Source organism: Streptomyces sp. NPDC048417 (genome assembly GCF_040651615.1).
Lineage (GTDB): Bacteria > Actinomycetota > Actinomycetes > Streptomycetales > Streptomycetaceae > Streptomyces.
This window is the reverse complement of sequence record NZ_JBEZKI010000008.1, coordinates 236520-261788: the sequence shown is the minus strand read 5'-3', so window position 1 is coordinate 261788 and position 25269 is coordinate 236520. Positions and strand designations below refer to the sequence as shown.

The 25269-nt window shown below is 72.3% G+C and carries 24 protein-coding genes; 12 read left to right on the top strand and 12 right to left on the bottom strand.

The features are described from left to right. Positions 1 to 129: 129 nt before the first annotated feature. The 3 genes from AB0D59_RS15240 to AB0D59_RS15230 form a co-directional block, all read right to left on the bottom strand. Complete coding sequence (locus AB0D59_RS15240) at positions 130 to 1188, bottom strand: dolichyl-phosphate beta-glucosyltransferase (RefSeq protein WP_362564970.1); 1059 nt, start codon at positions 1186 to 1188, stop codon at positions 130 to 132. Between the two features lie 123 nt (positions 1189 to 1311). Next, on the bottom strand, positions 1312 to 1857 hold the full coding sequence (locus AB0D59_RS15235; protein WP_362564968.1) for a hypothetical protein: 546 nt from the start codon (positions 1855 to 1857) through the stop codon (positions 1312 to 1314). Between the two features lie 10 nt (positions 1858 to 1867). Continuing rightward, positions 1868 to 2389: a SigE family RNA polymerase sigma factor gene (locus AB0D59_RS15230; RefSeq protein ID WP_362564967.1), complete on the bottom strand. Its 522-nt coding sequence runs from the start codon at positions 2387 to 2389 to the stop codon at positions 1868 to 1870. 203 nt (positions 2390 to 2592) lie between these two features. Between AB0D59_RS15230 and AB0D59_RS15225 the strand changes: the two genes are divergently transcribed. The 3 genes from AB0D59_RS15225 to AB0D59_RS15215 are packed head-to-tail and all read left to right on the top strand — an operon-like array spanning position 2593 to position 6499. Further along, entirely contained in the window at positions 2593 to 4002 is a 1410-nt protein-coding gene (locus tag AB0D59_RS15225; protein WP_362564965.1) for a hypothetical protein, read from the top strand. A 41-nt stretch (positions 4003 to 4043) separates the two neighbouring features. Further along, positions 4044 to 5261: a MoxR family ATPase gene (locus AB0D59_RS15220; protein ID WP_362564963.1), complete on the top strand. Its 1218-nt coding sequence runs from the start codon at positions 4044 to 4046 to the stop codon at positions 5259 to 5261. Beyond that, complete coding sequence (locus AB0D59_RS15215; RefSeq protein ID WP_362564961.1) at positions 5258 to 6499, top strand: VWA-like domain-containing protein; 1242 nt, start codon at positions 5258 to 5260, stop codon at positions 6497 to 6499. The genes AB0D59_RS15220 and AB0D59_RS15215 overlap by 4 nt, the downstream gene beginning before the upstream one ends. A 13-nt stretch (positions 6500 to 6512) precedes the next feature. Here the strand turns inward: AB0D59_RS15215 and AB0D59_RS15210 are convergent, their stop codons facing one another. Next, the gene (locus AB0D59_RS15210; protein ID WP_362564959.1) at positions 6513 to 7190 is read right to left on the bottom strand and encodes a PAS domain-containing protein; all 678 of its coding nucleotides are present in this window, start codon (positions 7188 to 7190) and stop codon (positions 6513 to 6515) included. A gap of 140 nt (positions 7191 to 7330) precedes the next feature. Between AB0D59_RS15210 and AB0D59_RS15205 the strand changes: the two genes are divergently transcribed. Next, positions 7331 to 8299 carry a threo-3-hydroxy-L-aspartate ammonia-lyase gene (locus AB0D59_RS15205; RefSeq protein ID WP_362564957.1) on the top strand — a complete coding sequence of 323 codons (969 nt, stop codon included), beginning with the start codon at positions 7331 to 7333 and terminating at the stop codon, positions 8297 to 8299. A gap of 162 nt (positions 8300 to 8461) precedes the next feature. Here the strand turns inward: AB0D59_RS15205 and AB0D59_RS15200 are convergent, their stop codons facing one another. Continuing rightward, complete coding sequence (locus tag AB0D59_RS15200; protein ID WP_362564955.1) at positions 8462 to 8854, bottom strand: SCO5389 family protein; 393 nt, start codon at positions 8852 to 8854, stop codon at positions 8462 to 8464. A gap of 64 nt (positions 8855 to 8918) precedes the next feature. After that, a complete protein-coding gene (locus AB0D59_RS15195) occupies positions 8919 to 9878 on the bottom strand; it encodes an ATP-binding protein (protein WP_362564953.1) in 960 nt (319 codons plus the stop codon). 251 nt (positions 9879 to 10129) lie between these two features. Between AB0D59_RS15195 and AB0D59_RS15190 the strand changes: the two genes are divergently transcribed. From AB0D59_RS15190 to pqqB, 4 genes are all read left to right on the top strand, one after another. Then, the gene (locus tag AB0D59_RS15190; protein ID WP_362564951.1) at positions 10130 to 11605 is read left to right on the top strand and encodes a cytosine permease; all 1476 of its coding nucleotides are present in this window, start codon (positions 10130 to 10132) and stop codon (positions 11603 to 11605) included. A 387-nt stretch (positions 11606 to 11992) separates the two neighbouring features. Continuing rightward, entirely contained in the window at positions 11993 to 12394 is a 402-nt protein-coding gene (locus tag AB0D59_RS15185) for an SseB family protein (protein WP_362564950.1), read from the top strand. 97 nt (positions 12395 to 12491) lie between these two features. Next, entirely contained in the window at positions 12492 to 13604 is a 1113-nt protein-coding gene (locus AB0D59_RS15180; protein ID WP_362564948.1) for a hypothetical protein, read from the top strand. 62 nt (positions 13605 to 13666) lie between these two features. Then, complete coding sequence (gene pqqB, locus AB0D59_RS15175) at positions 13667 to 14557, top strand: pyrroloquinoline quinone biosynthesis protein PqqB (RefSeq protein WP_362564946.1); 891 nt, start codon at positions 13667 to 13669, stop codon at positions 14555 to 14557. Here the strand turns inward: pqqB and AB0D59_RS15170 are convergent. The 6 genes from AB0D59_RS15170 to AB0D59_RS15145 form a co-directional block, all read right to left on the bottom strand. After that, complete coding sequence (locus AB0D59_RS15170; RefSeq protein ID WP_362564944.1) at positions 14554 to 14955, bottom strand: MarR family transcriptional regulator; 402 nt, start codon at positions 14953 to 14955, stop codon at positions 14554 to 14556. The genes pqqB and AB0D59_RS15170 overlap by 4 nt on opposite strands. A 99-nt stretch (positions 14956 to 15054) precedes the next feature. After that, the gene (locus AB0D59_RS15165; RefSeq protein ID WP_362564942.1) at positions 15055 to 15405 is read right to left on the bottom strand and encodes a VOC family protein; all 351 of its coding nucleotides are present in this window, start codon (positions 15403 to 15405) and stop codon (positions 15055 to 15057) included. A 124-nt stretch (positions 15406 to 15529) separates the two neighbouring features. Further along, complete coding sequence (locus tag AB0D59_RS15160; protein WP_362564940.1) at positions 15530 to 16564, bottom strand: LacI family DNA-binding transcriptional regulator; 1035 nt, start codon at positions 16562 to 16564, stop codon at positions 15530 to 15532. Next, positions 16561 to 17466: a carbohydrate ABC transporter permease gene (locus tag AB0D59_RS15155; protein ID WP_362564939.1), complete on the bottom strand. Its 906-nt coding sequence runs from the start codon at positions 17464 to 17466 to the stop codon at positions 16561 to 16563. The genes AB0D59_RS15160 and AB0D59_RS15155 overlap by 4 nt, the downstream gene beginning before the upstream one ends. Further along, entirely contained in the window at positions 17463 to 18440 is a 978-nt protein-coding gene (locus tag AB0D59_RS15150) for a sugar ABC transporter permease (protein WP_362564937.1), read from the bottom strand. The genes AB0D59_RS15155 and AB0D59_RS15150 overlap by 4 nt, the downstream gene beginning before the upstream one ends. Continuing rightward, a complete protein-coding gene (locus tag AB0D59_RS15145; RefSeq protein WP_362564935.1) occupies positions 18437 to 19756 on the bottom strand; it encodes an extracellular solute-binding protein in 1320 nt (439 codons plus the stop codon). The genes AB0D59_RS15150 and AB0D59_RS15145 overlap by 4 nt, the downstream gene beginning before the upstream one ends. A gap of 239 nt (positions 19757 to 19995) precedes the next feature. Here AB0D59_RS15145 and AB0D59_RS15140 point away from each other — a divergent pair, with 239 nt between their 5' ends. The 4 genes from AB0D59_RS15140 to AB0D59_RS15125 all read left to right on the top strand — a co-directional run bounded on the left by AB0D59_RS15140 (position 19996) and on the right by AB0D59_RS15125 (position 25209). Then, positions 19996 to 22017: a beta-galactosidase gene (locus AB0D59_RS15140; protein WP_362564933.1), complete on the top strand. Its 2022-nt coding sequence runs from the start codon at positions 19996 to 19998 to the stop codon at positions 22015 to 22017. A gap of 148 nt (positions 22018 to 22165) precedes the next feature. Next, positions 22166 to 23725: a glycosyl hydrolase 53 family protein gene (locus AB0D59_RS15135; RefSeq protein ID WP_362565081.1), complete on the top strand. Its 1560-nt coding sequence runs from the start codon at positions 22166 to 22168 to the stop codon at positions 23723 to 23725. A gap of 213 nt (positions 23726 to 23938) precedes the next feature. After that, entirely contained in the window at positions 23939 to 24226 is a 288-nt protein-coding gene (locus AB0D59_RS15130) for a winged helix-turn-helix domain-containing protein (RefSeq protein WP_362564931.1), read from the top strand. 29 nt (positions 24227 to 24255) lie between these two features. After that, a complete protein-coding gene (locus tag AB0D59_RS15125; RefSeq protein ID WP_362564929.1) occupies positions 24256 to 25209 on the top strand; it encodes an SMP-30/gluconolactonase/LRE family protein in 954 nt (317 codons plus the stop codon). Positions 25210 to 25269 lie beyond the last annotated feature (60 nt).

The window sequence follows — 25269 nt, the reverse complement described above, 5'->3', positions numbered from 1 at the left end:
GGCGCAGCCACCGCCGCAGGACAGGGGTTCCGGGAGAACCCGGAGCGGGGGCCTCGGGCCGGGCCGGGGGCGTGATCGTCACAGGTGTCGTCACGAGGCCTCGGACTCCGTCCGGTTCCGCCCGAGCGGTCACAGCCCGGGCACGAGGGCCAGATGGGCGGCGGCCAGTACGGCGAGTTCGGCGCGGTGCCCGGCGGCGGGGACGGTGTGCCGCAGAGCGGCGAGCGAACCGGCGGTGAGGGCCAGCCGGACGGCCAGCGCGGGCAGCGGAAGCGCGCCCAGGGCCGCCTGGGCGACCGTCCAGCAGGCCAGCAGTGAGAGGGAGTTGGCCACTTGCGGCCCGGTGGCCGGGCGCACGGCCGCATACAGCAGGAGATGGGTGAGAGCCATGACGACGACCGGTGTCACGGACCGCCGTTCGCGCGGGCCCGCCGGCAGCGCGCCCCGGGCCAGCGCCCAGCCGACCCTGGCGATGCCGCGCAGATCGGCGAGCGCGGTGGACAGCAGCGCGACCCGGCTGTCCGGGTCGTCCACCCAGTCGACCGGAACCTCGTGGATCCGCAGCCCGGCCCGCTCGGCGGCGACCAGCAACTCGGTGTCGAAGAACCACCCGGAGTCCCGCACCAGCGGCAGCAGCCGCTCGGCGGCGTCCCGGCGTACCGCCTTGAAACCGCACTGGGCGTCCGAGAACCGGACCGCAAGGGTGCAGCGCAGCAGGACGTTGTAGCAGCGGGAGACGACCTCTCGCTTGGGGCCGCGCACCACCCGGGCGCCGGGTGCCAGCCGGGTGCCGATGGCCAGGTCGGAGTGGCCCGAGAGCAGCGGGGCGACGAGCGGCAGCAGCGCGGCGAGTCCGGTCGACAGGTCCACGTCGAGGTAGGCGAGGACGGTCGCCCGCGATCTCGTCCAGGCGGCCCGCAGGGCGCGGCCGCGCCCCTTCTCGGCCAGCCGTATCCACTCCACCTCGGGGAATTCGCCGGCGAGCCGGGCGGCGATCAGCGGGGTCGCGTCCGTGCTGGCGTTGTCGGCGACGGTGATCCTGAAGGGGTACGGGAACGTCTCGCGCAGGTGGGCGTGGAGCCGCCGCACGCTCGGTTCCAGGTCGGTCTCCTCGTTGAACACCGGCACGGCCAGGTCCAGGACCGGCTCGTCGTGGTGGGTCGGGGGCGGGGGAGCCGGGGTCGGCAAGGTGGCTCCGGTAGGCAGGAACTGAGAGCGTTTCATAGTGGTTTTTCGCATTCGTACCGGTTCTCGGGGCGTACCGAAGGCACACCCGGTGGGGTGGGGTGGGGAGGGGCGTAGGGCCGCTCGCTATCCGGCCGAGCCGGGCGAGGTCGACGGGTCGGCTCCCTCGGTCGTGGGTGCCGACGGAGGGGACGAAGTGGGCGTGGAGTCCGCGGAGGTGTTCGTGGGCGTGCCCTTGGACGAGGTCGTGCCCGAGTCAGGGGTGGCCGTTCCGGACGGGGTCGACGAGGCCGAGTGTCCGTTCGTGGCCGAGACGGTGGCCGAGGGCGAGGAGGTGCTGACGGGCGGCGGGGCCGAGGCCGTGGCCCCGGTGGGCGTTGCGGTGGGGGAGGGGCTCGGCCCCGGTGTCGTACCCGTGGTCGGGCCGGGGCTGGTCGCGGGCCGCGGGTGGGGCGCGCTGGGCTCGTCGTGGACGCCGGAGTGGGGCCACAGGAAGAGGCCGAGGCAGAGCCCCGCGGCCGCGAGGACACCGCCGGCCGCCCGCCGGGCCGCGCGCACGCGCCGCCGCGCCCGCACACCGGCCCGCAGCCGGTCCCGGTGCCGGGGCTCGAACGCCGTCGGTTCCCGCTCGCCGTGCATCAACCGCGTCAACTGCCGCTCGAAGTGATCCATGGCTTCTCCCTCACCCCACCGGCTCGATGACGTCGGCCAGCAGCTGACGCAGCCGGGCCACACCGCGCGCCGCGTGCGACCGGACCGTGCCCACCGGGCACCCCAGCACCTCGGCCACCTGCCGGTCGGGCAGATCCTGGTAGTAGCGCAGGACGACCGCGGCCCGCTGGCGCGGGGGCAGCAGGGCGAGCGCGGCCTCCAGGCGGGAACGCTCGGCGACGGCCGCCGACAGGTCGCCGGCCGCCGCGACCTCGGGCAGCTCCTCGACGGGGCGCTCGCCCCACCAGCGTCGCCGTGCCGACCGCGCGGCCGCGCGGGCCAGCACCTTGCGGACGTACGCCTCCGGTGCCTCGTCGGCGATCTTCGGCCAGACGAACCACAGCTTGACCAAGGACTCCTGCAACAGATCCTCGGCCCGATGCCGATCGCCACCGGTGAGCAGACGGGCCAGATGGAACAACCCCGACCAGCGGGCCGCCACGAACTCGTCGTACTCACCGGCCCGAGCCTGCTCCGTTCCCTCGGTTCCCACGGTCCCCGCTCTCCCCGGCTGCCTACACCTGGGAAAAGGCCCTGAGAGCGACAGAACGCTGCACTCGGCCGAGGTGATCCGCGTCACGCGCGGGACGCCGCGTAATTGCCTGGCCGACCGGAGCGGCCCCGCCGTATGCTCCCCGCGATGACCACTCACTCTGTTCACAGAATGGGGGTCCCGTCCGCGCAAGGTGAGTGCTGATGGCCACTCACCCCGTGTACGAGGACACCCGGCTCTCCCTCTGGCGGCGGGTGCGCGAGTTCGCCGTGCCGCCCGCCATGATCGACACCGCGACCGCCCGGCGTGCCGCCGGGGACTGGGCGGGGGCGTGTGCCGCCGCCGGTTTCGATGTCGACCTCGACCTGCGTGCCCTGGCCCGTACCCGGGGCCGGGACGTCAGGGAAAGGGTCCGTGCCGATCTGCGTCGGCTCGCTCCCGACCTGCTGCGCTGGCATCTGCCGAGAATCGCGCCCGACGGGCTGCTGCGGCCCGGGCTGACCATGCCACTCGCCCGATATGACGTCGGGTCGGGATCCGTACAGCTCGTGGCCCGGACCCCGCCGGCCTGGGCGGACGCCGGTCAGCGGGTCAGCCTCGCGCTCTGGGACGGAAACCTGGGCGAGGCCGCCGCCCGGGGACATCCACATCCGCGCCCCAGCCGCCGGTTCCGCTTCGACCTGCACCGCCATCTGTGGGACGCGGGCGCCGCCGGCGACCTGCGGACCCGGTCCGGTGCAGGCCGGCACACCGGCGGCGAAGGGTCGTGCACGGGCCTCGCCGCCGAACCGTGCACCCACTCCGGCACCGGCCCCGCACTGTCGTCGTGTGCCACGGACCGATGGGCGGACGAGGCCCGGATCGTGCTGCGCGCCGAGGGGCGGGACAGCCTTGGCGCCGAGGGGCGGGACAGCGGAACCGTCGCCGTGCACCTGCGCGGCCGGCGGCGGCTCGTCCTGCACCTCGCGGCCGACGGGACGGCGACCACGAGCCCCGGCGGGCACACCGGTGCGCTGTCCGTGCTGCCCGACGCGGCGACCTGGACCCTCCCCGACCTGGAGCTGCTGCGCGCCGGGCTGATCGACGCCGGCCGGCTGCATCCGCTGGTCGCCGGCGCGCTCGTGCCCGGATACTCGGCGCCCGCCCGGACCCAGCCGGACCCGGCCGGGCAGTCACGTCTCGTGGAGTGCCGGGGCGCCCGCCACCGCATCGGCCTGGTCGACGGGGTGCTGTCCCCGCTGGACCACGCCCCGGACGAACTCCGGCGCGAGGAACTGCTGGTGGCGCTCGGCGGCCCGCCGCTGCCCTGCCTGCGGATCATCGACGAGGCACACCGCCGCCCGGACTGCCTCACCGGCGTCCGCGAGCGCCTCGACCACGGCGACATCGCCGGCGCGCTCGCCGTCGTCGAAGCACTGCTGGGACCCGAAGCCGTGCTGCGCGACGGCCCGTTGAAGGACGAACTGGAGTCGGCCGCGCGCCGGCGGATCGCGTACGGCCTCTACCGGGCGGGCCTTGCCGGACCTGGCACCGGCCCCGTCCGCACCCGGCAACGGCGGCGACCGCGGTCCCGCGACCCGCGCCTGGGTCCACGCCCCGCCACCTGGCGCTGACGCACACCCACTTGCTCACTCACACCCCAAGGTGATCAGACATGCCCACCCGCATTGACGCCCAACTCGACGTCGCCGAAGACCTGTTGAAGCTGCTCGGCGACTCCGCCACCGAACCCCGGCCCGACACCCAGCTGGAGGCGCTCACCCTCGCCGTCGCCGCCGACCTGCCCGTCCTGCTGTGGGGCGAGCCCGGCATCGGCAAGACCGCCGCCCTGACCCGGCTGGCCGAGTCCCTCGACCTGCCGCTGACCACGGTGATCGCCAGTGTGCACGAGCCGTCCGACTTCTCCGGGCTGCCCGTCGTAGGAGAGGACCCCGCCGTCCAGGGCGTCCCGATGGCCCCGCCGGACTGGGCGGTACGGCTGGTGAAGGCCGGCCGGGGCCTGCTCTTCCTGGACGAGCTGTCCACCGCGCCGCCGGCCGTGCAGGCCGCCCTGCTCCGGCTCGTCCTCGAACGGCGGGTCGGTGCCCTTCGGCTCCCGCCCGGGGTACGGATCGTCGCGGCGGCCAACCCGCGGTCCTCGGCGGCCGACGGCTGGGAGCTGAGCCCGCCGCTGGCCAACCGGTTCGTGCATCTGCAGTGGGCGCACGACCACGAGGTCGTCGTACGCGGCCTCGGCGGCACATGGCCGCGGGCGACGCTGCCCCGGCTCGACCCGGACAAGCTGTCCGCCGCCGTGGACTTCGCGCGCCGCGCGGTGTGCGGCCTGCTCGCCACCCGGCCCACGCTCGTCCATCGGCTGCCCAGCGGCGAGACGCGCAGGGGCGGCGCCTGGCCGTCACCCCGCAGCTGGGACATGACCCTGCGCCTGGTCGCCTTCGCGCACGCCGCAGGATCCTCCCGGGACGTGCTCTCCCTGCTGGTGCGGGGCACGGTAGGGGACGGCCCGGGCCTCGAACTGCTCGCGAGCGTGGACCGGATGGAGCTCCCGGACCCCGAGACCCTGCTCGCGGAGCCGGGCGCGGCCGAGCTGCCCGAACGCGGTGATCTGCGCCAGGCCGTGCTCGACGGCGTGGTCGCCGCCGTGCGCGAGCGGCCCGACCGGGCCCGCTGGGACGCGGCCTGGGCGTTGCTGGTCCGCGCGCTGGACACCGGCGCCCCCGATCTGGTGGTCGTGCCCGCCACCACCCTCGCCTCGCTCCGTCAGGAGGACTGGGACGTGCCCGAGGCCGTCGAACGCCTCGCCGGAGCCGTGTCCGTCTCCCGCCGGGCCGACCGGGCCGCCCAGCGCGTCGCCGCGAAGGCCGGACGATGACCGCCCGACCGGCCGGGGCACTGGACCTGGAGAAGCTGTACGCCGCCCGGTTGCAGGCCGCCCGGGCGCGGCCCTACCTCGCCACGGCGCTGTTCGCCCTGCATGTGGTGGAGTCCCGGCAGGTGCCCACCATGGCCGTCGACACCCACTGGCGGTGCTATGTCTCGCCCGCCTTCGTGGACCGGATGCCGGTGCAGGACCTGGCCGGCGTCTGGGTGCACGAGGTGTCGCATCTGCTGCGCGACCACCACGGGCGCAGTGACCGGGTCGCCAGGCAACGCGGGCTGACCGGGGCCGGGGAGCGGCTGCGGATGAACATCGCGGCGGACCTGGAGATCAACGACGACGCCTACGGAGACGGACTCGCCCGGCCCCAAGGCGCCGTCCGGCCACACCACTTGCGGTTGCACGAGGGTCTGCTGATGGAGGACTACCTGCGCCGGTTCCGGCTCGGACCGCTGACGCAGGACCTCACCTGGCTGGACTGCGGCAGCGGCGCCGACGGCCGTGAGCGGGAGTGGGACCTGGGGCCGGACGGCGCGCACGGCCTCAGCGAGCAGGAACGGGACGGGGTGCGGTTCCGGGTGGCCCAGGCCATCACCGGGCGCCCGGGCAGCACCCCGGACGGCTGGCGGCGCTGGGCGCAGGAGGCCTTCCATCCGCCGCAGCCGTGGCGGGAGCTGCTGGGCGCGGCCGTCCGCTCGGCGACCTCCGCCGCGGGCGCCGGCGACGACTACGACTACGGCCGCCCCGCACGCCGTTCGGCGGGCCTGCCCGGGGTGGTGCTCCCCAGCCTGCGTCGCCGGCCGCCCCGGGTCTGCGTCGTCATCGACACCTCCGGCTCGGTCAGCGACGCCGAACTGGGCAGTGCCCTGCTGGAGGTGGCGGCGATCGCCCGCGCCGTCGGCGGCCGTCGGGACCTGGTCAGCGTGGTCTCCTGCGACGCCGCCGCACGGACCGTGCACCCGCTGTGCCGCGCGGAGGGCATCGGGCTGGTGGGCGGCGGCGGTACGGATCTGCGCGCGGGCTTCGCCAGAGCGCTGCGGGCCCGTCCCGCCCCGGACGTCGTGGTGGCCCTGACCGACGGACAGACACCCTGGCCGGGGAGCCGGCCGCCCTGCCGGACGGTGGTCGGGCTGTTCCCCCGCCTGTACACCGGCACGTCGTACAACGAGAACAACCCCGACTACGTACCGGACGAACCGCCCGCCTGGGCCCGGGTCGTGCACATCGGATGACGCCGCCGTCCGGCTAGTCCGCCCGGGTCGCCGCCAGGTAGTTGTACGCGGACGCGCGGGAGATGCCGAGCCTGGCGGCGATCTGCTGGACCGCGCCGCGCACCGCGAAGACGCCCTGGCGGTCCAGGTCGCGGAACAGCTCCAGGCGATCCTCGCGGGTGAGTTGGGGCCACGATCTGGTCTCGCGCAGCTGGCGGGCGTCGACGATCGAGTCCAGTACGGCGGTGATGTCGTCGCCGAACGTCGTGGTCGGCGGTGCCTCGGGCCCGGCCGCGACCCCGGCCAGGTCGCCCACCAGGGCGTGTACCTGGGTCACGGCCGTGACGTCGAGGTTCACGCACAGCGCCCCGAACGCCGTACCGGCCGCGTCGCGCAGCACCATCGTGGACGACTTGACCAGCTTTCCGTCCCGGGTGCGGGTGAGGTAGTTCAGCTCGTCGGCCGCCGCGTCGCCGGCCGCCAGCAGCTTCATGCCGATCTCGCTCATCGACCCGCCGACCTCGCGGCCGGTGACGGACCCCGCGATGGCCACCACGGAGCGCTCGGGACGCCGGAAGTCATGGATGACGACCTCGCAGAAGGCGCCGAAGGTCGCCGCGATCCCCTCGACGACCGGGGCCAGCGCGGCGATGATCGCGTCCTGCTCGGCACGCGCCGCCTCGCCTGCCGTACCTGTCGGTTCCTGTGCCATCGGCTCGCCTCCGTGTCCCCGCCCGGACCGGGTCTGGACTTCTCGTCCAGATGATAGACAATAATTCCATGCGATCGGCGTCGAACGGCTCTGCTCGACGCCCATCCGGCGCCCGGCGGCGCCCAGAACGGAGGACGAACATGCCCGACACCCTGCCCGTGACCCTCCAAGCCGTGCAGGACGCGGCCGCGCGGATCAAGGGAGTGGCCCACCGCACCCCCGTGCTGCGCTCGCGCACCCTGGACGAACTGGTCGGCGCCGAGGTCTTCCTGAAGTGCGAGAACCTCCAGCGCATCGGCGCCTTCAAGTTCCGGGGCGCCTACAACGCCGCGTCCCGGCTCTCCGCCGAGCAGCTGGCCAAGGGCATCGCCGCCTACTCCTCCGGCAACCACGCCCAGGCCGTCGCCCTCGCCGCCCGCGAACTCGGCACCACCGCCGTGATCGTGATGCCCGAGGACACTCCGCGCGCCAAGCTGGAGGCGACCGCCGGATACGGTGCGGAGATCGTGACGTACGACCGCTACACCGGCGACCGCGTCGCCATCGGCGAGGCCCTCGCCGCCGAACGCGGACTCGCGCTGGTCCCGCCGTACGAGCACCCGCACGTGATCGCAGGACAGGGCACCGCCGCCCTCGAACTCATCGAGGAGGTGGGTGAGTTGGACGCCCTGGTGGTACCGGTCGGGGGCGGTGGGCTGATCGCCGGCAGCGCGACCGCCGCGAAGGGGCTGCTGCCCGGGATCCGCGTGGTCGGGGTCGAGCCCGAGGCCGGGGACGACACCCGGAGGTCCCTGGCGGCCGGACACCGGGTGTCCGTTCCCGTCCCGAGGACCATCGCCGACGGCCAGGCGGCCGACATCCCCGGCGAGCTGACCTTCTCCGTCAACCGGCGCCTGGTGGACGACATCTCACTGGTGAGCGACGACCAGATCCGGGACGCGATGCGGTTCGCCTTCGAGCGGATGAAGACCGTCGTCGAGCCGAGCGGCGCCAGCGGTCTGGCCGCGCTGCTCGCCCACCGGGTGGCGCCGCTGCCGCGCCGGATCGGGGTCATCCTCTCCGGTGGCAATGTGGGCGCCGAGCGGTTCGCCGAGATCGTCGCCGGCTGAGCGGCCACGTCGGATCGGACGGCCTGGGGCATGGCCGGGGGCTTCCTCCTGGAGCCGGCGCCGATGACGCCGCGGCGCACGGCCCAGGAGGACGAGTCGGCCCGCCGGCACACTCCCCGACAGCTGAGGTCCCGCGGCGCACCAGGGCCGGCGGGGGCCGGTTCAGCAGTCGCGGAACTCGGGTGACTGGTTGAGGATCTGCGAACGCGCCGAGGTGAAGCGGGTGTGGGTCCGGCCGCCCCGCGCCTCGGGCGGGAACACCGCCACCCGGTGGCAGTTCTGGAAGGCGAGGGCGACCGCGAAGTGCCGCTCCAGGGCGGCCCGGATCGCGTCGGAGGACAGCGCCCGCAGCAGCTGCCCGCGCTCCTTCTCCGACGGCGGCGGGGTCTGGTTGTCGGCGAACTCCGCGTTCCCGTCGCACAGTTCGGCGGCCAGCCGGGCGATGAGCTGGTAGGCGTACGGCAGCGACGTACGGACGGTTTCCACGAAGTCCTCCTCCCGCACCGCACCGTTCTCGGCTTCGGCGAGCAGCTGCGGGGAGACGTCGAGCGACATAGGGCTGTGTCCTGTTCTGTTCAAGGGGCGGTACTCGAAGAGGAATCGGCAGACAAGCGCGGTCTCAGGCGAAGGCGGGCAGGGCCGCCGGCCCGTGCCGGAAGCCCGGGTCGACCTGGGCGGCCAGATCCTGGCCGGTGGCCGCGTTCGCCCAGGCGGTGGCGTTGCGCAGATGGAACTCCACGGCGTGCCGCTGGAAGACGTCCCAGTCCTTGGCCCGCGCGTCCACGGCGGCCCGCAGCCGGTCCATGGCCCGGGAGTTGTGCGGCTCCAGCGCACCGCCGACCCGGCCCTGCTCCTGGGCGCGGACGTACGACGACAGCTCGCAGTGGGCCAGCAGGTCCTCGCCCACCCGCTCCCGCAGGAAGGCGAGGTCGTCCGCACCGGTCACCTTGTTGCCGACCACGGCGACCGGAATGCCGAACTCGGCCGCGTGGTCCCGGTACTGGCGGTACACGGAGAGGCTCTTGCGGGTCGGTTCGACCACCAGGAACGTCATGTCGAAGCGGGTGAACAGACCGGAGGCGAAGGCGTCGGCGCCCGCCGTCATGTCGACGACGACGTACTCGCCGGGTCCGTCGACCAGATGATTGAGGTAGAGCTCCACCGCGCCGAGCTTGGAGTGGTAGCAGGCCACCCCGAGGTCGCTCTCGGCGAACGCCCCGGTGACCATCAGCGGCACCCCGGCGACCTCCTGGACGTGGTGGGAGTGCACCTCGTCGTCGCCGAGCAGGCGCAGCAGCCGCGAGCCGCGCCCGGGCGGGGTCGTCTTGACCATGGCCTCCCGGGACGCGATCCGGGGGTTCGTGCCCCGCAGATAGTCCTTGATCGCACCGGTCCGCGCGCTCAGCGGCGGCGCCGTGAACAGCTCGTCCTCGTCGAGCCCGAGGGCGTGGGCCAGGTGCTGGTTGATGTCGCCGTCGATCGCGAGGACCGGCGCGCCGGACCGCGCCAGCCGACGGGTGAAGAGGGCCGACAGGGTGGTCTTGCCGCTGCCGCCCTTGCCGACGAAAGCCACACGCATCGCTAGCCGCCCGTCCTGTTGAAAATGGAAGTCATGATCATAGATTGGAGAGGGTGCCGGACGGTGTCAAATCGTGCTGGCCCAACCGGGTCGCGGTCCGAGGGAGTTGACGGAGCCCCAGATCCGGCGGGCGGCGACCGCCGCTGCCGCTCCGGGCCGGCTGAGCGCTGCCCGCCCTGATCGCCCTGCCTTGACCCCCGTCGGCGGCAGACCTAGCCTCCAGCCAACACACCTGGACGGATGGGTCGACGATGGCGGACGCACGGGAAACCGGCCGGCAGCTCCGGGTGGAGACCCACGGCCTCGACGTGATCGGCGACGCCGACCGCAAGGGCAGCCCGCGCACGCTGTTCTGGCCCTGGTTCGGTGCGAACGTCTCCGTCCTGGGAATGAGCTACGGCGCGTTCGCGCTCGGCTTCGGCATCTCCTTCTGGCAGGCACTGGCCGCCGGAGTCCTCGGCATCCTCGTCTCCTTCCTGCTCTGCGGCTTCGTCGCGGTCGCCGGGAAACGCGGCTCGGCACCCACGATGGTGCTCAGCCGGGCCGCGTACGGCGTGCGCGGGAACCGGCTGCCGTCGGCTGTCTCCTGGGTGCTCACCGTCGGCTGGGAGACCGTCCTCATCGCCCTCGCCACCATGGCCACCGCGACCGTCTTCGCCCGGCTGGGCTGGGGCGGCGGCACCGGCACCGAGGTGGTGGCCCTCATCGTGGTCTGCGCCCTGACCGTGATCGGCGGAGTGATGGGCTTCGACCTGATCATGCGGCTCCAGACCGTGATCACGGTCGTGACCGGCGTCCTCACCCTCGGCTACGTCGGGCTGGTGGCCGACCACATCCACTGGGCGACGGTGCGCGCGATCCCGTCCGGCTCCGCGCAGGAGTTCATCGGCGCGCTGGTGTTCATGATGACCGGCTTCGGACTCGGCTGGGTCAACGCGGCCGCCGACTACTCCCGTTACCTGCCCCGAAGTTCCTCCGGCCGGGGCGTGATCGGCTGGACCACCTTCGGCAGCTCGGTCGCCCCGCTCCTCCTGCTGGTCTTCGGCCTGCTGCTCGCGGGCTCCTCCGACGTCCTGGCCAAGGCGATCGCCGCCGACCCCATCGGCGCGCTGACGACCATCCTGCCCACCTGGTTCCTGGTCCCCTTCGCCGTGGTCGCCGTCCTCGGCCTGGTCGGCGGCGCGGTCCTGGACATCTACTCCTCGGGCCTGGCCCTGCTCTCCGCCGGCCTACGGGTGCCGCGCTACCTGGCCGCCCTGGTCGACGGCGTCCTGATGATCGCCGGCTCGGTCTACATCGTCTTCTTCGCCGACGACTTCCTGGGCCAGTTCATGGGGTTCCTCACCACCCTCGGCGTCCCGATCGCCGCCTGGTGCGGCATCATGCTCGCCGACCTCGCCCTGCGCAGCCGCGACTACGACGAGGCCGACCTCTACCGCCCGGCCGGCCGCTACGGCGACGTACCGCTGCCGCCCCTGCTGCTCACCCTGGCCGCCACGGCCCTCGGCTGGGGCCTGGTCACCAACAGCTCCGCGAGCTGGCTGACCTGGCAGGGCTATCTGCTGGGCCCGCTCGGCCTCGGCGGCACATCCGGCGCCTGGGCGTACGCCAACCTGGGCGTCCTGGCCGCCCTCGCGCTCGGCTTCCTCGGCACCCTGGCGCTGGGCCGCGGCCGGGTCCGCGCACAGGAGAGCCGGGCCGCGACCACTGCGGCGCCGTCGGCATGACCACCCGGTCCGGCCCGCTGCCCGTACGACCACCCCGCCCGGACCGTCAGTCGTCATCGCCACCCGTCGTGTCCCTCGAGAAACCGCCCCCGAATCGCCCCCGAATTGCCGCCGTGCCGCCCTCGAGCCGCTCCCGAATCGCCGCTGTGCGGCTCCCGAATCGCCCGGGCACCGCCTCGGCCCGGCCTCCGCCCCGTACCGCGGCCACCTCGCCCCGTACCGCGGCCACCTCGCCCCGTCCCGCCGCCACCCGGCCGGAGCTGCCCTTCGGTCGCCCGGGGTCAAGAGCCCGGACGCATGGCCCGGCCCCGATCGGGTACGCGTGCCGTGGCCGCCCGGTACTCGCCGGTCCCTGCGGCCCGTACCACCACTACCTGGGGATCTGTCATGGAGACACCCGCACACGACGACTTTCCGACGCCGGCCCAGCGGGCGCTCGACACGCTGGCCGTGAACGCCGAGGACCGTGACGCACTGGACACGCTCGCGCACAGCGACGTGCTGGTCCCGGTGCCGGACGACGCGGCGGAGGCGGCCGACCCCGCCATGATCGCGCTGCCCGTCCTGGAACGCCCTGACGGCGACCCCGTCGTCCCCGTGTTCACCTCGGAGGGAGAGCTGACCGGTCTGCTGCCGACGGTCTCCCGCTACCGCCTGGTGCCGCTGGGCGCACTCGCCCAGCAGTGGCCCGAGGACAACCTGTCGCTCGCCATCGACGGCAGCTCGACGCACGCGCTGACGCTCACCTCCGAGGGCGTGCGAACCCTGCTGGCCCGGCCGATGGGCTGACGGGCTGACGGGCCGACGGGCTGACGGGCTGACGGGCTGACGGGCTGACGAAGGGTCCCGGTCACCGGGAGATCGCCGTGCGGGTCAGAATGGCCCCATGGAATGGATCTCCGGGGTGGCCGGGGGACTGGTACTGATCCTGGTCCTGCGCAGCATCCTGCGCACCCTCGTGGTCCCGCGGGGCCTGTACTCCGTGCTGGTGTACCGGCTGTGGTGGACCCTGCGCAAGCTGCTCTGCCTCACCGCGCGCGGCCGCGACTACCGGGCCATCGACCGGGCGGAGACCTGGCTCGCCCCGCTGATGCTGATCGGCATGCTCGCCGCCTGGCTCGGTGGGGCGTTCCTCGGCTTCGGCCTGCTGCTGTACGCGTTCTCCCCGCTGTCCTGGAGCACCGCGTTCCGGGAGGCCGGCTCCAGCCTGTTCACCCTCGGGTTCGCCAGCGGCGCCCGGCTGCGGCTGTCCGCGCTCGACTTCGTCGCCGCTGCCACCGGCCCCGTCGTCATCGCCCTGCAGATCGCCTACCTCCCCACGCTGTACGCGGCCTACAACCGCCGCGAACTGGAGGTCACCCTCCTGCAGTCCCGGGCCGGCGAACCCGCCTGGGGCCCGGAGATCCTGGCCCGGCAGTGGCTGGTCGACACCGAGGTCGCGCTGCCCCAGCTGTACCGGGACTGGGAACGGCTGGCCGCGGACATGGGGGAGAGCCACGCCACCTACCCGGTGCTGCTGGCGTTCCGCTCGCCCCGCCCCTACCGCAGCTGGCTGGTCGGCCTGATCGCCGTCATGGACGCGGCGGCCCTGCAGCTCGCGCTCACCCCGCGCGCCGCCCCGCCACAGGCCCGCCTGGTGCTGCGCGCCGGGTTCACCGCCCTGCGCGACATCGCCGCCTCGGTACGGGCGACCTTCGACTCCGACCCGCCCCCGGACGCCCCGATCGACCTGACGTACGGTGAGTTCGAGGCGGCCGTGACCATGCTGGAGAAGACCGGCTTCCGCGCGGAACGCGGCACGCGGGAGGCCTGGCCGCACTTCCACGGCTGGCGGGTCAACTACGAGGCCGTGGCCTACGAACTGTGCCGCCGGTGCGACGCCGTACCGGCGCTGTGGACCGGCGGGCGCGACTTCCCGTCGGAACCGATCCCGCCGATGCGCCCGGTGGACCGGCAGCCCCCCGAAGGGCGGCCGGAAGTTCCCCCCAGCCACGGGTAGCGCGGCCCATCCTGAGGGAAGATCCCAGCAGGGGTCGGGGAGACCGAGAGGGGCGGATCGTCGTGAGGGTCGTCCTGCTGGGCACCGCCGCCGGTGGCGGATTCCCGCAGTGGAACTGCGCCTGCGTGCTGTGCGCCGCCGCCCGGGACGGCAAGCTGCCGTCCCGTACCCAGGAGTGCGTGGCCCTGACCGGCAACGGCCGGGACTGGTGGCTGCTCAACGCCTCGCCTGACATCCGCGCCCAGCTCACCGCCACCGCGGTGCTCTGGCCGGGTCCTGGCCCCCGGGAGACCCCGGTGCGCGGAGTGCTGCTCACCGACGCCGAGGCCGACCATGTCACCGGTCTGACCGTGCTGCGCGGGGCGCCGGACCTGAAGGTGTACGCGGCCCCGCCGGTGCGGACGCTGCTGACCCCGGCCCGCGGCGCCCTCGACCGCTACGCCCCCTGGGAGTGGGCCGACAGCCTGGCCGACGGCGGTTTCGTGCTGTCCGGCGGCCTGGTCGTGACCGCTCATCCGGTGAGCGCCAAGGCCCCGAAGTACGTGCCGGCCGCACTCGCCGAGGCCGACGGCCGCTGGGTCACGGCGTACCGCGTCGAGGACCTGGCCACCGGGGGAGTCCTGCTCTACGCGCCCTGTGTCGGCGCCTGGAACGAGGCACTCGACGAACTGTGCGCGGAGGCCGACTGCGTCCTGCTGGACGGCACCTTCTTCACCGCCGACGAGATGGGCACCACGGTCCGCTCCGGACCCGGGCAGGCCGCCATGGGCCATCTCCCGGTCTCCGGTCCGCACGGCAGCCTCGCCGCCCTGGCCCGGCATCCGGGCACCCGCCGGATCTACACCCACCTCAACAACACGAACCCCCTGGTCGACCCGGCCTCCCGGGCCCGCGCCCAGCTGGCCGAGGAGGGCATCGAAGTCCTGCCGGACGGCATCGAGTTCGCGCTCTAGCCGGCGGCCGGAGCTTCGAGCATCCGCTCCAGCGCGGCCCGCTGCAGCGGTCGTACCTCGGCGTGCACGGCGCGGCCCCTGGCGGTGAGCGCGACCCACACGCCCCGCCGGTCCTCGACGCACACCGACCGTTCCACCAGGCCGTCCTTCTCCAGCCGCCCGATCAGCCGGGACAGCGCGCTCTGGCTCAGATGGACCCGCCCCACCAGGTTCTGCACCCGGCAGTGGTCACCTTCGGCGGGCGACCCGCTCGCCAGCAGGTCGAGCACCTCGAAGTCGCTCGCGCCCAGCCCGTGCGGGTGCAGCACCCGGTCGATCTCGCACATCGTGCGCGCGTGCACCGACAGGATGTCCCGCCAGCGCTCCTCCAGCCGGGTCTCGGCCGTCTTGACTGCCATACCCGCACCGTAGCACCGATCCGGCCAATCGTTGAGTGTGCAACTAGTGCGGGTGCAAGCAGTCTTCCGCAGGCCGTACGAAGGGCGGCGGTACGACGGTCAGGCCACCGGGTCCTGGAGCAGTCCCACCATGTTCCCGTCGGCGTCCTTCACGGAGGCGACCAGCCGGCCGTTGCCGACGTCCCGGGCGTCCTGGACCAGCTCCGCCCCCGCCGCCAGCAGCGCCGCGAGCCGCTCCCGCAGATCGGTGACGTGCCAGAACGGCGTCGGGCCGGTCAGCCCCTGGGCGTGCCCGTTCGGGTCGAGCCCGACGTCCTGCCCGGCGGCCTTGTACCCGATGTAGTACGGCTCGTCGGCGTACGGCTCGACGCCCAGCAGGGCGGTGAACAGGGCCTTGGCCCGCTCCGCGTCCTTCACGGGGTAGATGATCGTCTGGATGCCTGCGGTCATGGTCTTCTCGCTCCTCGTACCTGGCTGCCCGGCTCGGTCCGTCCGGTGGTACCCACGCTAGGAGGGCGAGGGGCGGCACGGCTTCTCGAAAACTGACCGGCTGCCGGACCGCCCGTCCCATGCCTCAGGTCGAGTCGCGCCGCACCAGTTCCGTCGGCAGGATCACCGCCGCCGGGTCCTCACCGCCTATCTGGGCGAGCAGCAGTCGCACCATCTCGGCGCTGATGCGGTCGTAGGGCTGGCGGATCGTCGTGAGGGCGGGCGTGGCCTCCGTCGCCGCGGCCGAGTCGTCGAAACCGCCGACAGCGATGTCATCCGGCACCCGGCGGCCCGCCCGGTGCAGCGCCGCCAGGGCGCCCTGTGCCATCAGGTCGGAGGCCACGAACAAGGCGTCCAGGTCAGGGGCGTGCGACAGCAGCCGTTCGGCGCCCGCCTCGCCGCTGGCCCGGCTGTAGTCGCCGGAGACGACGAGCCGCTCGTCGAGCTCGACGCCCGCTTCCGAGAGCACCTCCCGGTAGCCGGCGAGGCGATCGACACCGCCCGGGGTGTCCAGCGGACCGGTGATCATGCCGATCCGGCGGCGCCCCACATCCAGCAGATGCCGGACCATGTCCCGGGCGCCGTCCCGGTCGTCCGCCGCCACGTAACTCACCTTGGTGCCGGGCCCCATGGGCTTGCCGCACTGGACGAGGGGCACACCCGCCTCCCGCAGTTCCTCGGCGACCCGGTCGCCGGAGTGGCTGGAGACCAGCAGCACCCCGTCGACGTGCCCGGCAGTGATGTACCGCGTGATGCGGCGCCGTTCGTCCTTCGTGCCCGCCAGCATCAGCAGCAGCGGGATGTCGTGCCCGGCCAGCGCCTGGGTGCAACCGCTCAGCAGCACATTGAAGTTGGGGTCCTCGAAGAACCTCTCCTGGGGCTCGGTCAGCAGGAAGCCGACCGAGTCCGAACGTCCGGTGATCAGCGAACGGGCGTGCCGGTTCACCACGTACCCGGTGCGGCGGATGGCGTCGTTCACCGCCTGCTCGGCGGCGGGGCTGACGTAGTGCCCGCCGTTGAGCACACGCGAGACCGTCCCTCGTGAGACGCCGGCCTCGCGCGCCACGTCGTGAATCGTCGGCGGTTTGCGCCGGCCCCCCGCATTACTGCCCATGGTCATGACTTTACGGCCCCGGACAGCAGGTCAAGGCTCCAGAAGCGCTGGACGACCAGGAACAGCGCGATCAGCGGCAGGACGGCCAGGAACGCGCCGGTGATCACCAGGGTGTACAGGGCCGGGGTGTTGGCGCCCTGTTCGAGGAGCGTGTACAGACCGAGTGTGAGCGGGAACTTCTCGTCGTCGCTCAGCATGATGTACGGCAGCAGGAAGTTGTTCCAGACGGCCACGAACTGGAACAGGAACACCGTCACCATGCCGGGGATCATCATCGGAAGCGCGATCCGCGTGAAGATGCGCCACTCGCCGGCCCCGTCCATCCGCCCGGCCTCCACCACGTCGGTGGGCACGGCCGCCGCAGCGTAGATCCGCGCGAGGTAGACGCCGTACGGGGAGAGGATCTGCGGCAGCAGCACGGACAGGTAGGAGTCCGTGAGGTTCGCCTTGGCCAGCAGCAGGTACTGCGGGATGGCGAGGATGACCGGGGGCATCAGGACGCCGGCGAGCAGCACGTTGAAGATCGACTCGCGGCCGCGGAAGCGGTACGTGGCGAGCGCGTAGCCGCTGAAGGCGGACACGCACGTCGACAGCAGGGCGCCCAGGCCGGCGTAGAGGGCGGAGTTGCCCATCCAGCTCCAGTAGATGCCCTCGCGGTAGGCGTCGAGGTCCTTGAGGTTGTCCAGGAAACCCGTGCCGGGCAGGAAGGTGAAGGTGGAGAACAACTCGCTGCCGGACTTGGTGGAGGCGATCACCACCCAGGCCACCGGCAGGAGCGTGTAGATCGCGCCGAGGAGGAGCATGAGCGTCGGGACCAGGGCGATCCGGCGGCGCAGCGGCGGCCCCTGGGCGGTACCGGGAGTCGTGCCCGCGGCCGGGGCGGCCTTGCGGACGGCAACAGAGCTCACTGCGCTGCCTCCTGCTTGTTGCGGCGGTTCGCGGCCCGCAGGAACCCGAAGGACAGCACCAGCGTGGCTATGGCGATCAGTGTCGCCTCGGCCGCCGCCGAGTAGATGTCGCCCTTGGTGAAGGCGTCGACGTACACCTTCATCAGCGGACTCCAGGTCGTGTTGACCGAGTTGGTGAGGGGCTTGAGGGTGGTCGGCTCGTTGAAGACCTGGAGCGTCGCGATGATCGAGAAGAAGAAGGTCAGCACCAGCGAGGGCGCCACCATCGGGATCTTGATCCGGAGGGCGGTCTGCAGCGGGGTGGCGCCGTCCAGCTTCGCCGCCTCGTACACCTCGGCCGGGATGGACCTGAGCGAGGTGTAGATGACGATCATGTTGAAGCCGGTGCCGCCCCAGACCGCGATGTTGGACAGGGCCAGGTACAGCGGGCCGCCGTCCAGCAGGTTCGGCTGCGGCAGGTGCAGCTTCGCGAGCACGTAGTAGAAGGGGCTGACGTCCGGCAGGTACAGGAAGCCCCAGAGCAGCGCGGCCACCACGCCGGGGATGGCGTACGGCAGGAAGATCGCGAGCCTGGTGAAGGGGGCGAGGCGGACCCGCTCGGAGTCGAGCATCAGGGCGAACAGCAGGGCGAGCCCCAGCATCACCGGGACGACGATGCAGCCGTAGCCGAGGACGCGCAGCGCGCCGGCCCAGAACTCGTGGTCGGTGAGGGCGTCCCGGTAGTTCTCCAGTCCGGCCCAGACCTCGCTGCGGGCGCCCGCGCCCAGGCCGAGCCCGGAGACGTGCACCTTGCGGAAGCTGAGCCAGACCGCGTACCCGATGGGCAGCGCGAAGAACAGGGCGAAGAGGGCGGTGGCGGGGAGAAGGAAGAAGTAGGGGGCGCTTCGCGCTCGTCTGAGGGTTGCGGTGGGCGACGGGTGGCCGTACGGGGCCCCCTTGACCCCGTACGGCCCCCGGCTGGTGGGGCTGGTCACTGAGAGACCTCGAAGCCCTGCTTCTTCATGTCGGCGACCGTGGCCTCCTGCATGGTGTCCAGGGCGGCCCCGAAGTCCGACTTGTTCTTCGCGGCGGCACCGAACGCGTCGTTGAAGGACGTGTAGGCGACGTTCACGTTCGGGCCCCACGCGGAGGGCGCGGTCGTCTTCGCGATCTCGGCGGCCTTGGTGTAGAAGTCCGCCTGGTTCGAGAAGTACTCGGGCGGGCTGGAGAAGGCGCCGCTGAGCTGGGCCGAGGTGGACGCTGGGTAGATGCCGCCCTCCTTGGCCAGCGCGTTGAGCGCGTCGCCGTCGGTGTTCAGCCAGGCGGCGAACTTGGCGGCGGCCTCCTGATGCTTGGAGTCGGTGGTGACGGCGGTGGACGAGCCGCCCCAGCTGCCGGTGACGTCCTCGGACGCGGACCACTGGGGGAGCGGGGCCATCGCCCACTTGCCCTTGGTGTCCGGCGCGGCCGTGGTCAGCGTGCCCGGCGCCCACACCGCGGAGACCCAGGCGATCTGCTTGCCGGTGTTCAGCGCCTTGTTCCAGGCCGGGGTGTACATCGGCTGGTTGTCGATGGCGCCCTCCTTGACCAGACCGCCCCAGAACTTGGCCACCTTCTGGGTGGCCGCGTCGTTGACGGCGACCTTCCACTTGTCGCCGGAGGTGGTCCACCACTTGGCGCCGGCCTGCTGGGCGAGGCCCGCGAACAGTCCGGAGTCGTTGGCGGAGAACGTGGTCAGGTCGGTGTCCGGCGCCTTCTTCTTCAGCGCGCGGGCGGTCTTCGCGAACTCGTCCCAGGTGGTGGGGACGGTCAGGCCGTACTTCTTGAAGAGGTCCGCGCGGTAGTAGAACATCATCGGGCCGATGTCCTGCGGCACCGCGTACACCGCGTCCGTGCCCAGTGTGACCTGCTGCCAGACACCGTCCGCGAACTTGCTCTTGGCGTCACCGACGCTCTTCGATATGTCGGCGACGGCGTCGTTGCTGACCAGCGTCGGCAGCGCCTGGTACTCGGCCTGCACCAGGTCGGGGCCGTTCTTCGCCTTGTGCGCGGTGAGGATCTTGGTGACCAGCGTGTCGCCGGACGCCTGCTTCTTCACCGTGACGGTGATCTGGTCCTTCTTGCCCTCGCCCTTGTTCCACAGGTCCACGACCTTGTCCATACCGGGCGCCCAGGCCCAGTACGTCAGCGAGACCGGGCCGGAGTCGGCCTTGCTGTCGTCGTCGGACGAGCCGCAGGCGGCGAGGGCGGTGGCGCCGAGCGAGACGGCGACGGCGGTTGTCACGAGGCGGCGGCGCTTCGTGTGCGGCATGGATCTCTCCCCTGACCTGGGTCCCCGCCCGACGCGGGGACCTTGCCATGCAAAATGTGTGAGCGTTCTCAGACTCGGATCATCGCCCGTCGCGAGTCCGTGTCCTGCTCTGTGAGCGTTCACAGTAGAGAAACATCCCGGACACTTGTCAATGGTTGTTGCTGTGCGGTTATGTTGGGCTTGTGCCGCGATCGATGTGTGTGCACGTTCCCAAATGATCGATTAAACGGGAGAGATCCATGCCGGACACCACCCCCAGGGGCCTGACCAGGCTCGCCTTCGGCGGGGACTACAACCCCGAGCAGTGGCCGGAAAGCGTCTGGCAGGAGGACGTCCGGCTGATGCGCGAGGCCGGGGTCACGATGGTGAGCGTCGGGATCTTCTCCTGGGCCCTGCTGGAGCCGGCGCCGGGGGAGTACGACTTCGGCTGGCTCGACCGGGCCATCGGCCTGCTGCACGAGAACGGCATCCGCGTCGACCTGGGCACGCCCACCGTGGCGCCGCCCGCCTGGTTCTACCGGGCCCACCCCGAGGCCCTGCCGGTGACCGCGCAGGGCGTGCGCTACGAGTTCGGCTCGCGCGGCGCCATCTGCCACAGCAACGCCGACTACCGCGCGGCGGCGGCCGACATCACCACCCGCCTCGCCGAGCGCTACGGCGACCACCCGGCCCTGGCGATGTGGCACGTCCACAACGAGTACGGCGTCCCCGTCTCGGCCTGCTACTGCGACTCCTGCGCCGCGCACTTCCGGCGCTGGCTCGCCGACACCCACGGCACGGTCGACGCGGTCAACGAGGCCTGGGGCACCGCCTTCTGGGGCCAGCACTACACCGACCTGGCGCAGATCAACCCGCCGCGCGTCACCCCGACCGTCGGCAACCCGGGCCAGGCCCTCGACTACAAGCGGTTCACCGACGCCACCATCCGCGAGAACTTCCGTGCGGAGCGGGACATCCTGCACCGCCTCTCGCCCGACGTCCCGGTGACCACCAACTTCATGACCGCGCTCAGCCAGTGCGACTCCATGGACTACTGGGCCTGGGGCCGTGAGGTCGACCTGGTCACCAACGACCACTACCTGATCACCGACGGCCGCCGTACCCACGTCAACCTCGCGATGGCCGCCGACCTCACCCGCTCGGTCGGCGGCGGCGCCCCCTGGCTGCTGCTCGAACACTCCACCTCGGGTGTCAACTGGCAGCCGCGGAATCCGGCCAAGGCGCCCGGGCAGATGGCCCGCAACTCCCTGGCCCATGTGGCCCGCGGCTCCGACGGCGCGATGTTCTTCCAGTGGCGGCAGTCCCGGCGCGGCGCCGAGAAGTTCCACTCGGCGATGCTCCCGCACGGCGGCACCGGGACCCGGGTGTGGCGCGAGGTCGTCGGACTCGGCTCCGCCCTGGACTCGTTGACCCAGATCAAGGGCACCCGCACCCAGGCGGACGTGGCCGTCCTGTGGGACTGGCAGTCCTGGTGGGCGCAGAACCTCCAGTGGCGCCCCAGCGAGGACCACGACCCGCGTGAGCGTGCCGATGCCTTCTACGAGGCCCTCTACGACCGCCACCTCACGGTCGACTTCGCCCACCCGGAAAGCGACTTGTCGGCCTATCCCCTTGTCGTCGTACCGGCCCTCTACCTGATGACGGAGGCGGCCGGGAACAACCTCAAGGAGTACGTCGAGAACGGCGGCACCCTGGTCGTCTCGTACTTCTCCGGGATCGTCGACGAGCACGACGCCGTGCACGAGGGCGCCTACCCGGGCCCGCTGCGCGACGCCCTCGGCCTCACCGTCGAGGAGTTCTCGCCCCTTCTCCAGGACCAGCGGGTGCGCCTCACCGGGCCCGACGGCTTTGAACTGACCGGCGACGTGTGGACCGAGTTCGTCGTCCCGGGCGCCGCCGAGACCGTCTGGACCTACGCCGACGGCCTCACCGCCGGCCACCCGGCCGTCACCCGGTACCGGCTGGGGGAGGGCGCCGCCTGGTACGTGTCGACCCGCCTGGACGCGCACGGCCTCGACGCCCTGCTCGGCCGGGCCGCCGAGGACGCCCGGATCGCGCCACGCGCCGACCTGCCCCGCGATGTCGAGGTGGTCCGCCGCAGCGGTGACCACGGCACCTTCCTCTTCGCCATCAACCACACCGCCACCGACGCCAAGGTGCCGCTGGAGGCACACGGCACCGAACTGCTGACGGGCGAACGTGCCGCGGGCCGCCTCGCGGTCCCCGCGGGCGCCGTCCGGGTCGTACGACTCGACGGCTGAGCCCGGCCGCGGACCGGGCCGCCGCACCCGGGTCCGCCGAGACTCCCCTCCGCCCGCGAGTGCCACGAGAGCCGTGGGCGGAGGGGCCTCCTCCGGCCCCGCCGGAGGACACCCCTGCCCAGTCACGTCGAAGGGACGACGGACGATGATGTTCCATCCCAGACGCACCCTCAGAGCCCTGCTGCTGCCGCTGCTCGCCGGGCTCGCCCTCACCGCCCTTCCCGCGGGGACCGCCCAGGCGGCGAGCACCCTCACCAACGGCGGCTTCGAGTCGGACGGTGCCGGTGTGGCCGCACCCACCGGCTGGTCGGAGTACGGCGACACGGGCGCTTCCTACACCGAGTCCGGTGGCCACGGCGGCAGTTACCGCCTGAGCCACTACTCGGCCGCCGCCTACAAGGTGGAGACGTACCAGTACCTCTCCGGCCTCACCAACGGCACCTACACGCTCACCGCCTGGGTCCGCTCCAGCGGCGGGCAGAACTCCGCCTACATATCCCTGAAGAACTGCGGCAGTTCGGAGCAGCGGACCGACCTGCCGGTCTCCACCAGCAGTTGGGTCCGGGTCGTCACCTCGATCGCGGTCACCGGCAACCAGTGCACGATCAGCATCAACTCCGACGCGAACGCGGGCAACTGGATCAACGTCGACGACCTGACTTTCGCCTCCGGCTCGACGGGCCTGGCCATCAAGGGCGCCGACATCTCGTCGCTCGCCAAGAGCGAGGCCAAGGGCGGCGTCTACAAGACCAGCTCCGGCACTACCGGGGACGCGGTCACCATCCTCAGGAGCGCCGGCATGAACTACGCGCGCCTGAAGGTCTGGGTCAACCCGGCCGACGGCTACAACGACAAGGCGCACGTCCTGGCCATGGCCAAGCGCGTCAAGGCGGCCGGCATGAAGCTGCTGGTCGACTTCCACTACTCGGACAGCTGGGCCGACCCGGGCAAGCAGACCAAGCCCGCCGCCTGGTCCGGCCACTCCTACAGCCAGCTCAAGACCGACGTCTACAACCACACGTACGACGTCCTCAACGCGCTGAAGGCGCAGGGCACCACCGCCGACATGGTCCAGGTCGGCAACGAGATCAACGGCGGCATGCTCTGGGCCGAGGGCTCCACCGACAACTGGTCCCAGCTCGCCGGCCTCATCAACTCCGGCTACAGCGCGGCCAAGGCGGTCTCCTCCGGCACACTGGTCGCCCTGCACCTGGCCAACGCGGGCGACGACGCCACGGTCCGCTGGTGGTTCGACAACGCCAAGACCTACGGCATCAACTACGACGTGATCGGGCTGTCGTACTACGGCTACTGGCACGGCTCGCTGGCCGCCGCCCAGACCACCCTGGACGACGTGGCCGCCCGCTACTCCAAGCCGGTCTACATCGCCGAGACCGCCTACCCGTTCACCCTCGCCCAGGACGACTCGCTGGAGAACCAGATCGACACCAGCGGTGAACTGGTCACCGGCTACCCGGCCACCGCGGCCGGCCAGCTGGCCTGGATGAACGCCGTCGCGAACATCGTCGAGGCCGTCCCGGGCGGCCGCGGCCTCGGCGTCTTCTACTGGGAGGCGACCTGGACCGCCGTCACCGGCAACGGCTGGGACCCGACCGACGCCACCTCCGGCAACGGCTGGGAGAACCAGGCCCTGTTCGGCTACGACGACAAGGCGCTCTCCTCCATGGCGTGGTTCAGCCACCGCTGAACCACCACTGACGAGGGGCCCGGCCGTTAGGGGACGGTCGGGCCCCTCCACTCGGTCCGGCGCAGGTCGCGAAGGCAAGGCCCCCATCGGCCGACTTCGTACGGCCGCTCGGTCTCGGACAACGCTCATCGAGTCCCTGACGTGGGGGCTTCGGCTGCGGAACAGTGGGAAAACGAACTACGAGGAGGCAGGGGACGGACGGAGGCCGGTCGGATGCTGAGGAACTCCAAGAGCGTGAGCCGCCTGGACATTCTGGACTGGCTCAAGGATCCGGCGGCCCACTTCCCGCCCCAGCGTCACGCGGACCTCACCGAGAACGGCGTCACCGTCCGGGCCGTCGCGGTCAAACTCGGCGTCTCCCGCAAGGTGGCCGGCACCCACCTGGGCATGCTGACCCGGCTCGGGCTGCTCCGCACCCGGCGCATCCGGCACCGCACCTACTACCGGCGTGACGAGATCCGGATCGCCGAAGTGGCCCGGATGTTCGAGAAGGGCTGGTGAGACCGGTCACGCCTGTCAGTATGGGGTTCATGGACCGACCTGCGCGCCTCGTCCCACTCCACTACGTCGCCATCGGCGGCCGCGGCCCGGAGGACGTGGTGACGGATCCGGACGGCGGGGTCCTGACCGGCGTCGAGGACGGCCGCATCCTGCGCCTGGACGGGCTCGGCGACCCGGACACCGCCCGGGTCCGCGAGCTGGCCCGGACCGGCGGTCGTCCCCTGGGCCTCGAACTCCTCCCGGACGGTGACCTGCTGGTCTGCGACGCGGAGCGCGGCCTGCTGCGTGTCGGCCTCTCCGACGGTGCCGTCCGCGTCCTCGCCGACTCGGTCGAGGGGGAGCCGCTGCGGTTCGCCAGCAATGTGGTCGCCCTGCCCGACGGCACCGTGTACTTCACCGCCTCCAGCCGCCGCTTCCCGCTGGAGCGGTGGATCGGTGACATCGTCGAGCACAGCGGCACCGGCCGCCTGCTGCGCCTCGCGCCCGGCGCCCGCACCGCCGAAGTGGCCTGCGACGGACTCCAGTTCGCCAACGGGCTGGCCGTGAGCGGCGACGGCACCTTCCTGATCGTCGCCGAGACCGGCGCGTACCGTCTCACCCGCTACTGGCTCACCGGCCCACGGGCCGGCCGCGCCGAGTTCTTCGCCGAGCTCCCCGGCATGCCCGACAACATGTGGCGCGACGGCGAGCTGATCTGGGTCGCCCTGGCCGGTCCGCGCAACCCGCCGCTCGACCTCTTCCACCGCACCCCGCCCGCCGTCCGCCGGGCCGCCGCGCGTGCCGCCGTACACGCCCCCTACCGCCCGGCCGGCACCATCGCCGTGACGGCCCTCGACGACCACGGCAGGGTCGTCCACCACCTCGCCCGCCACCACTCCGGCTTCCGCATGGCCACCAGCGTCTGCGTGACCGGCCGCCACCTGGTCCTCGGCAGCGTCTGGGAGCCCGGTGTCGCGGTCTGCGCGGCCCCCACCGCGAAGTGACCGGCGGGTAGACCCGGCGGTACCCTGGTGCACCCGTCGGGGCGGTGCCGAACAGGAGAC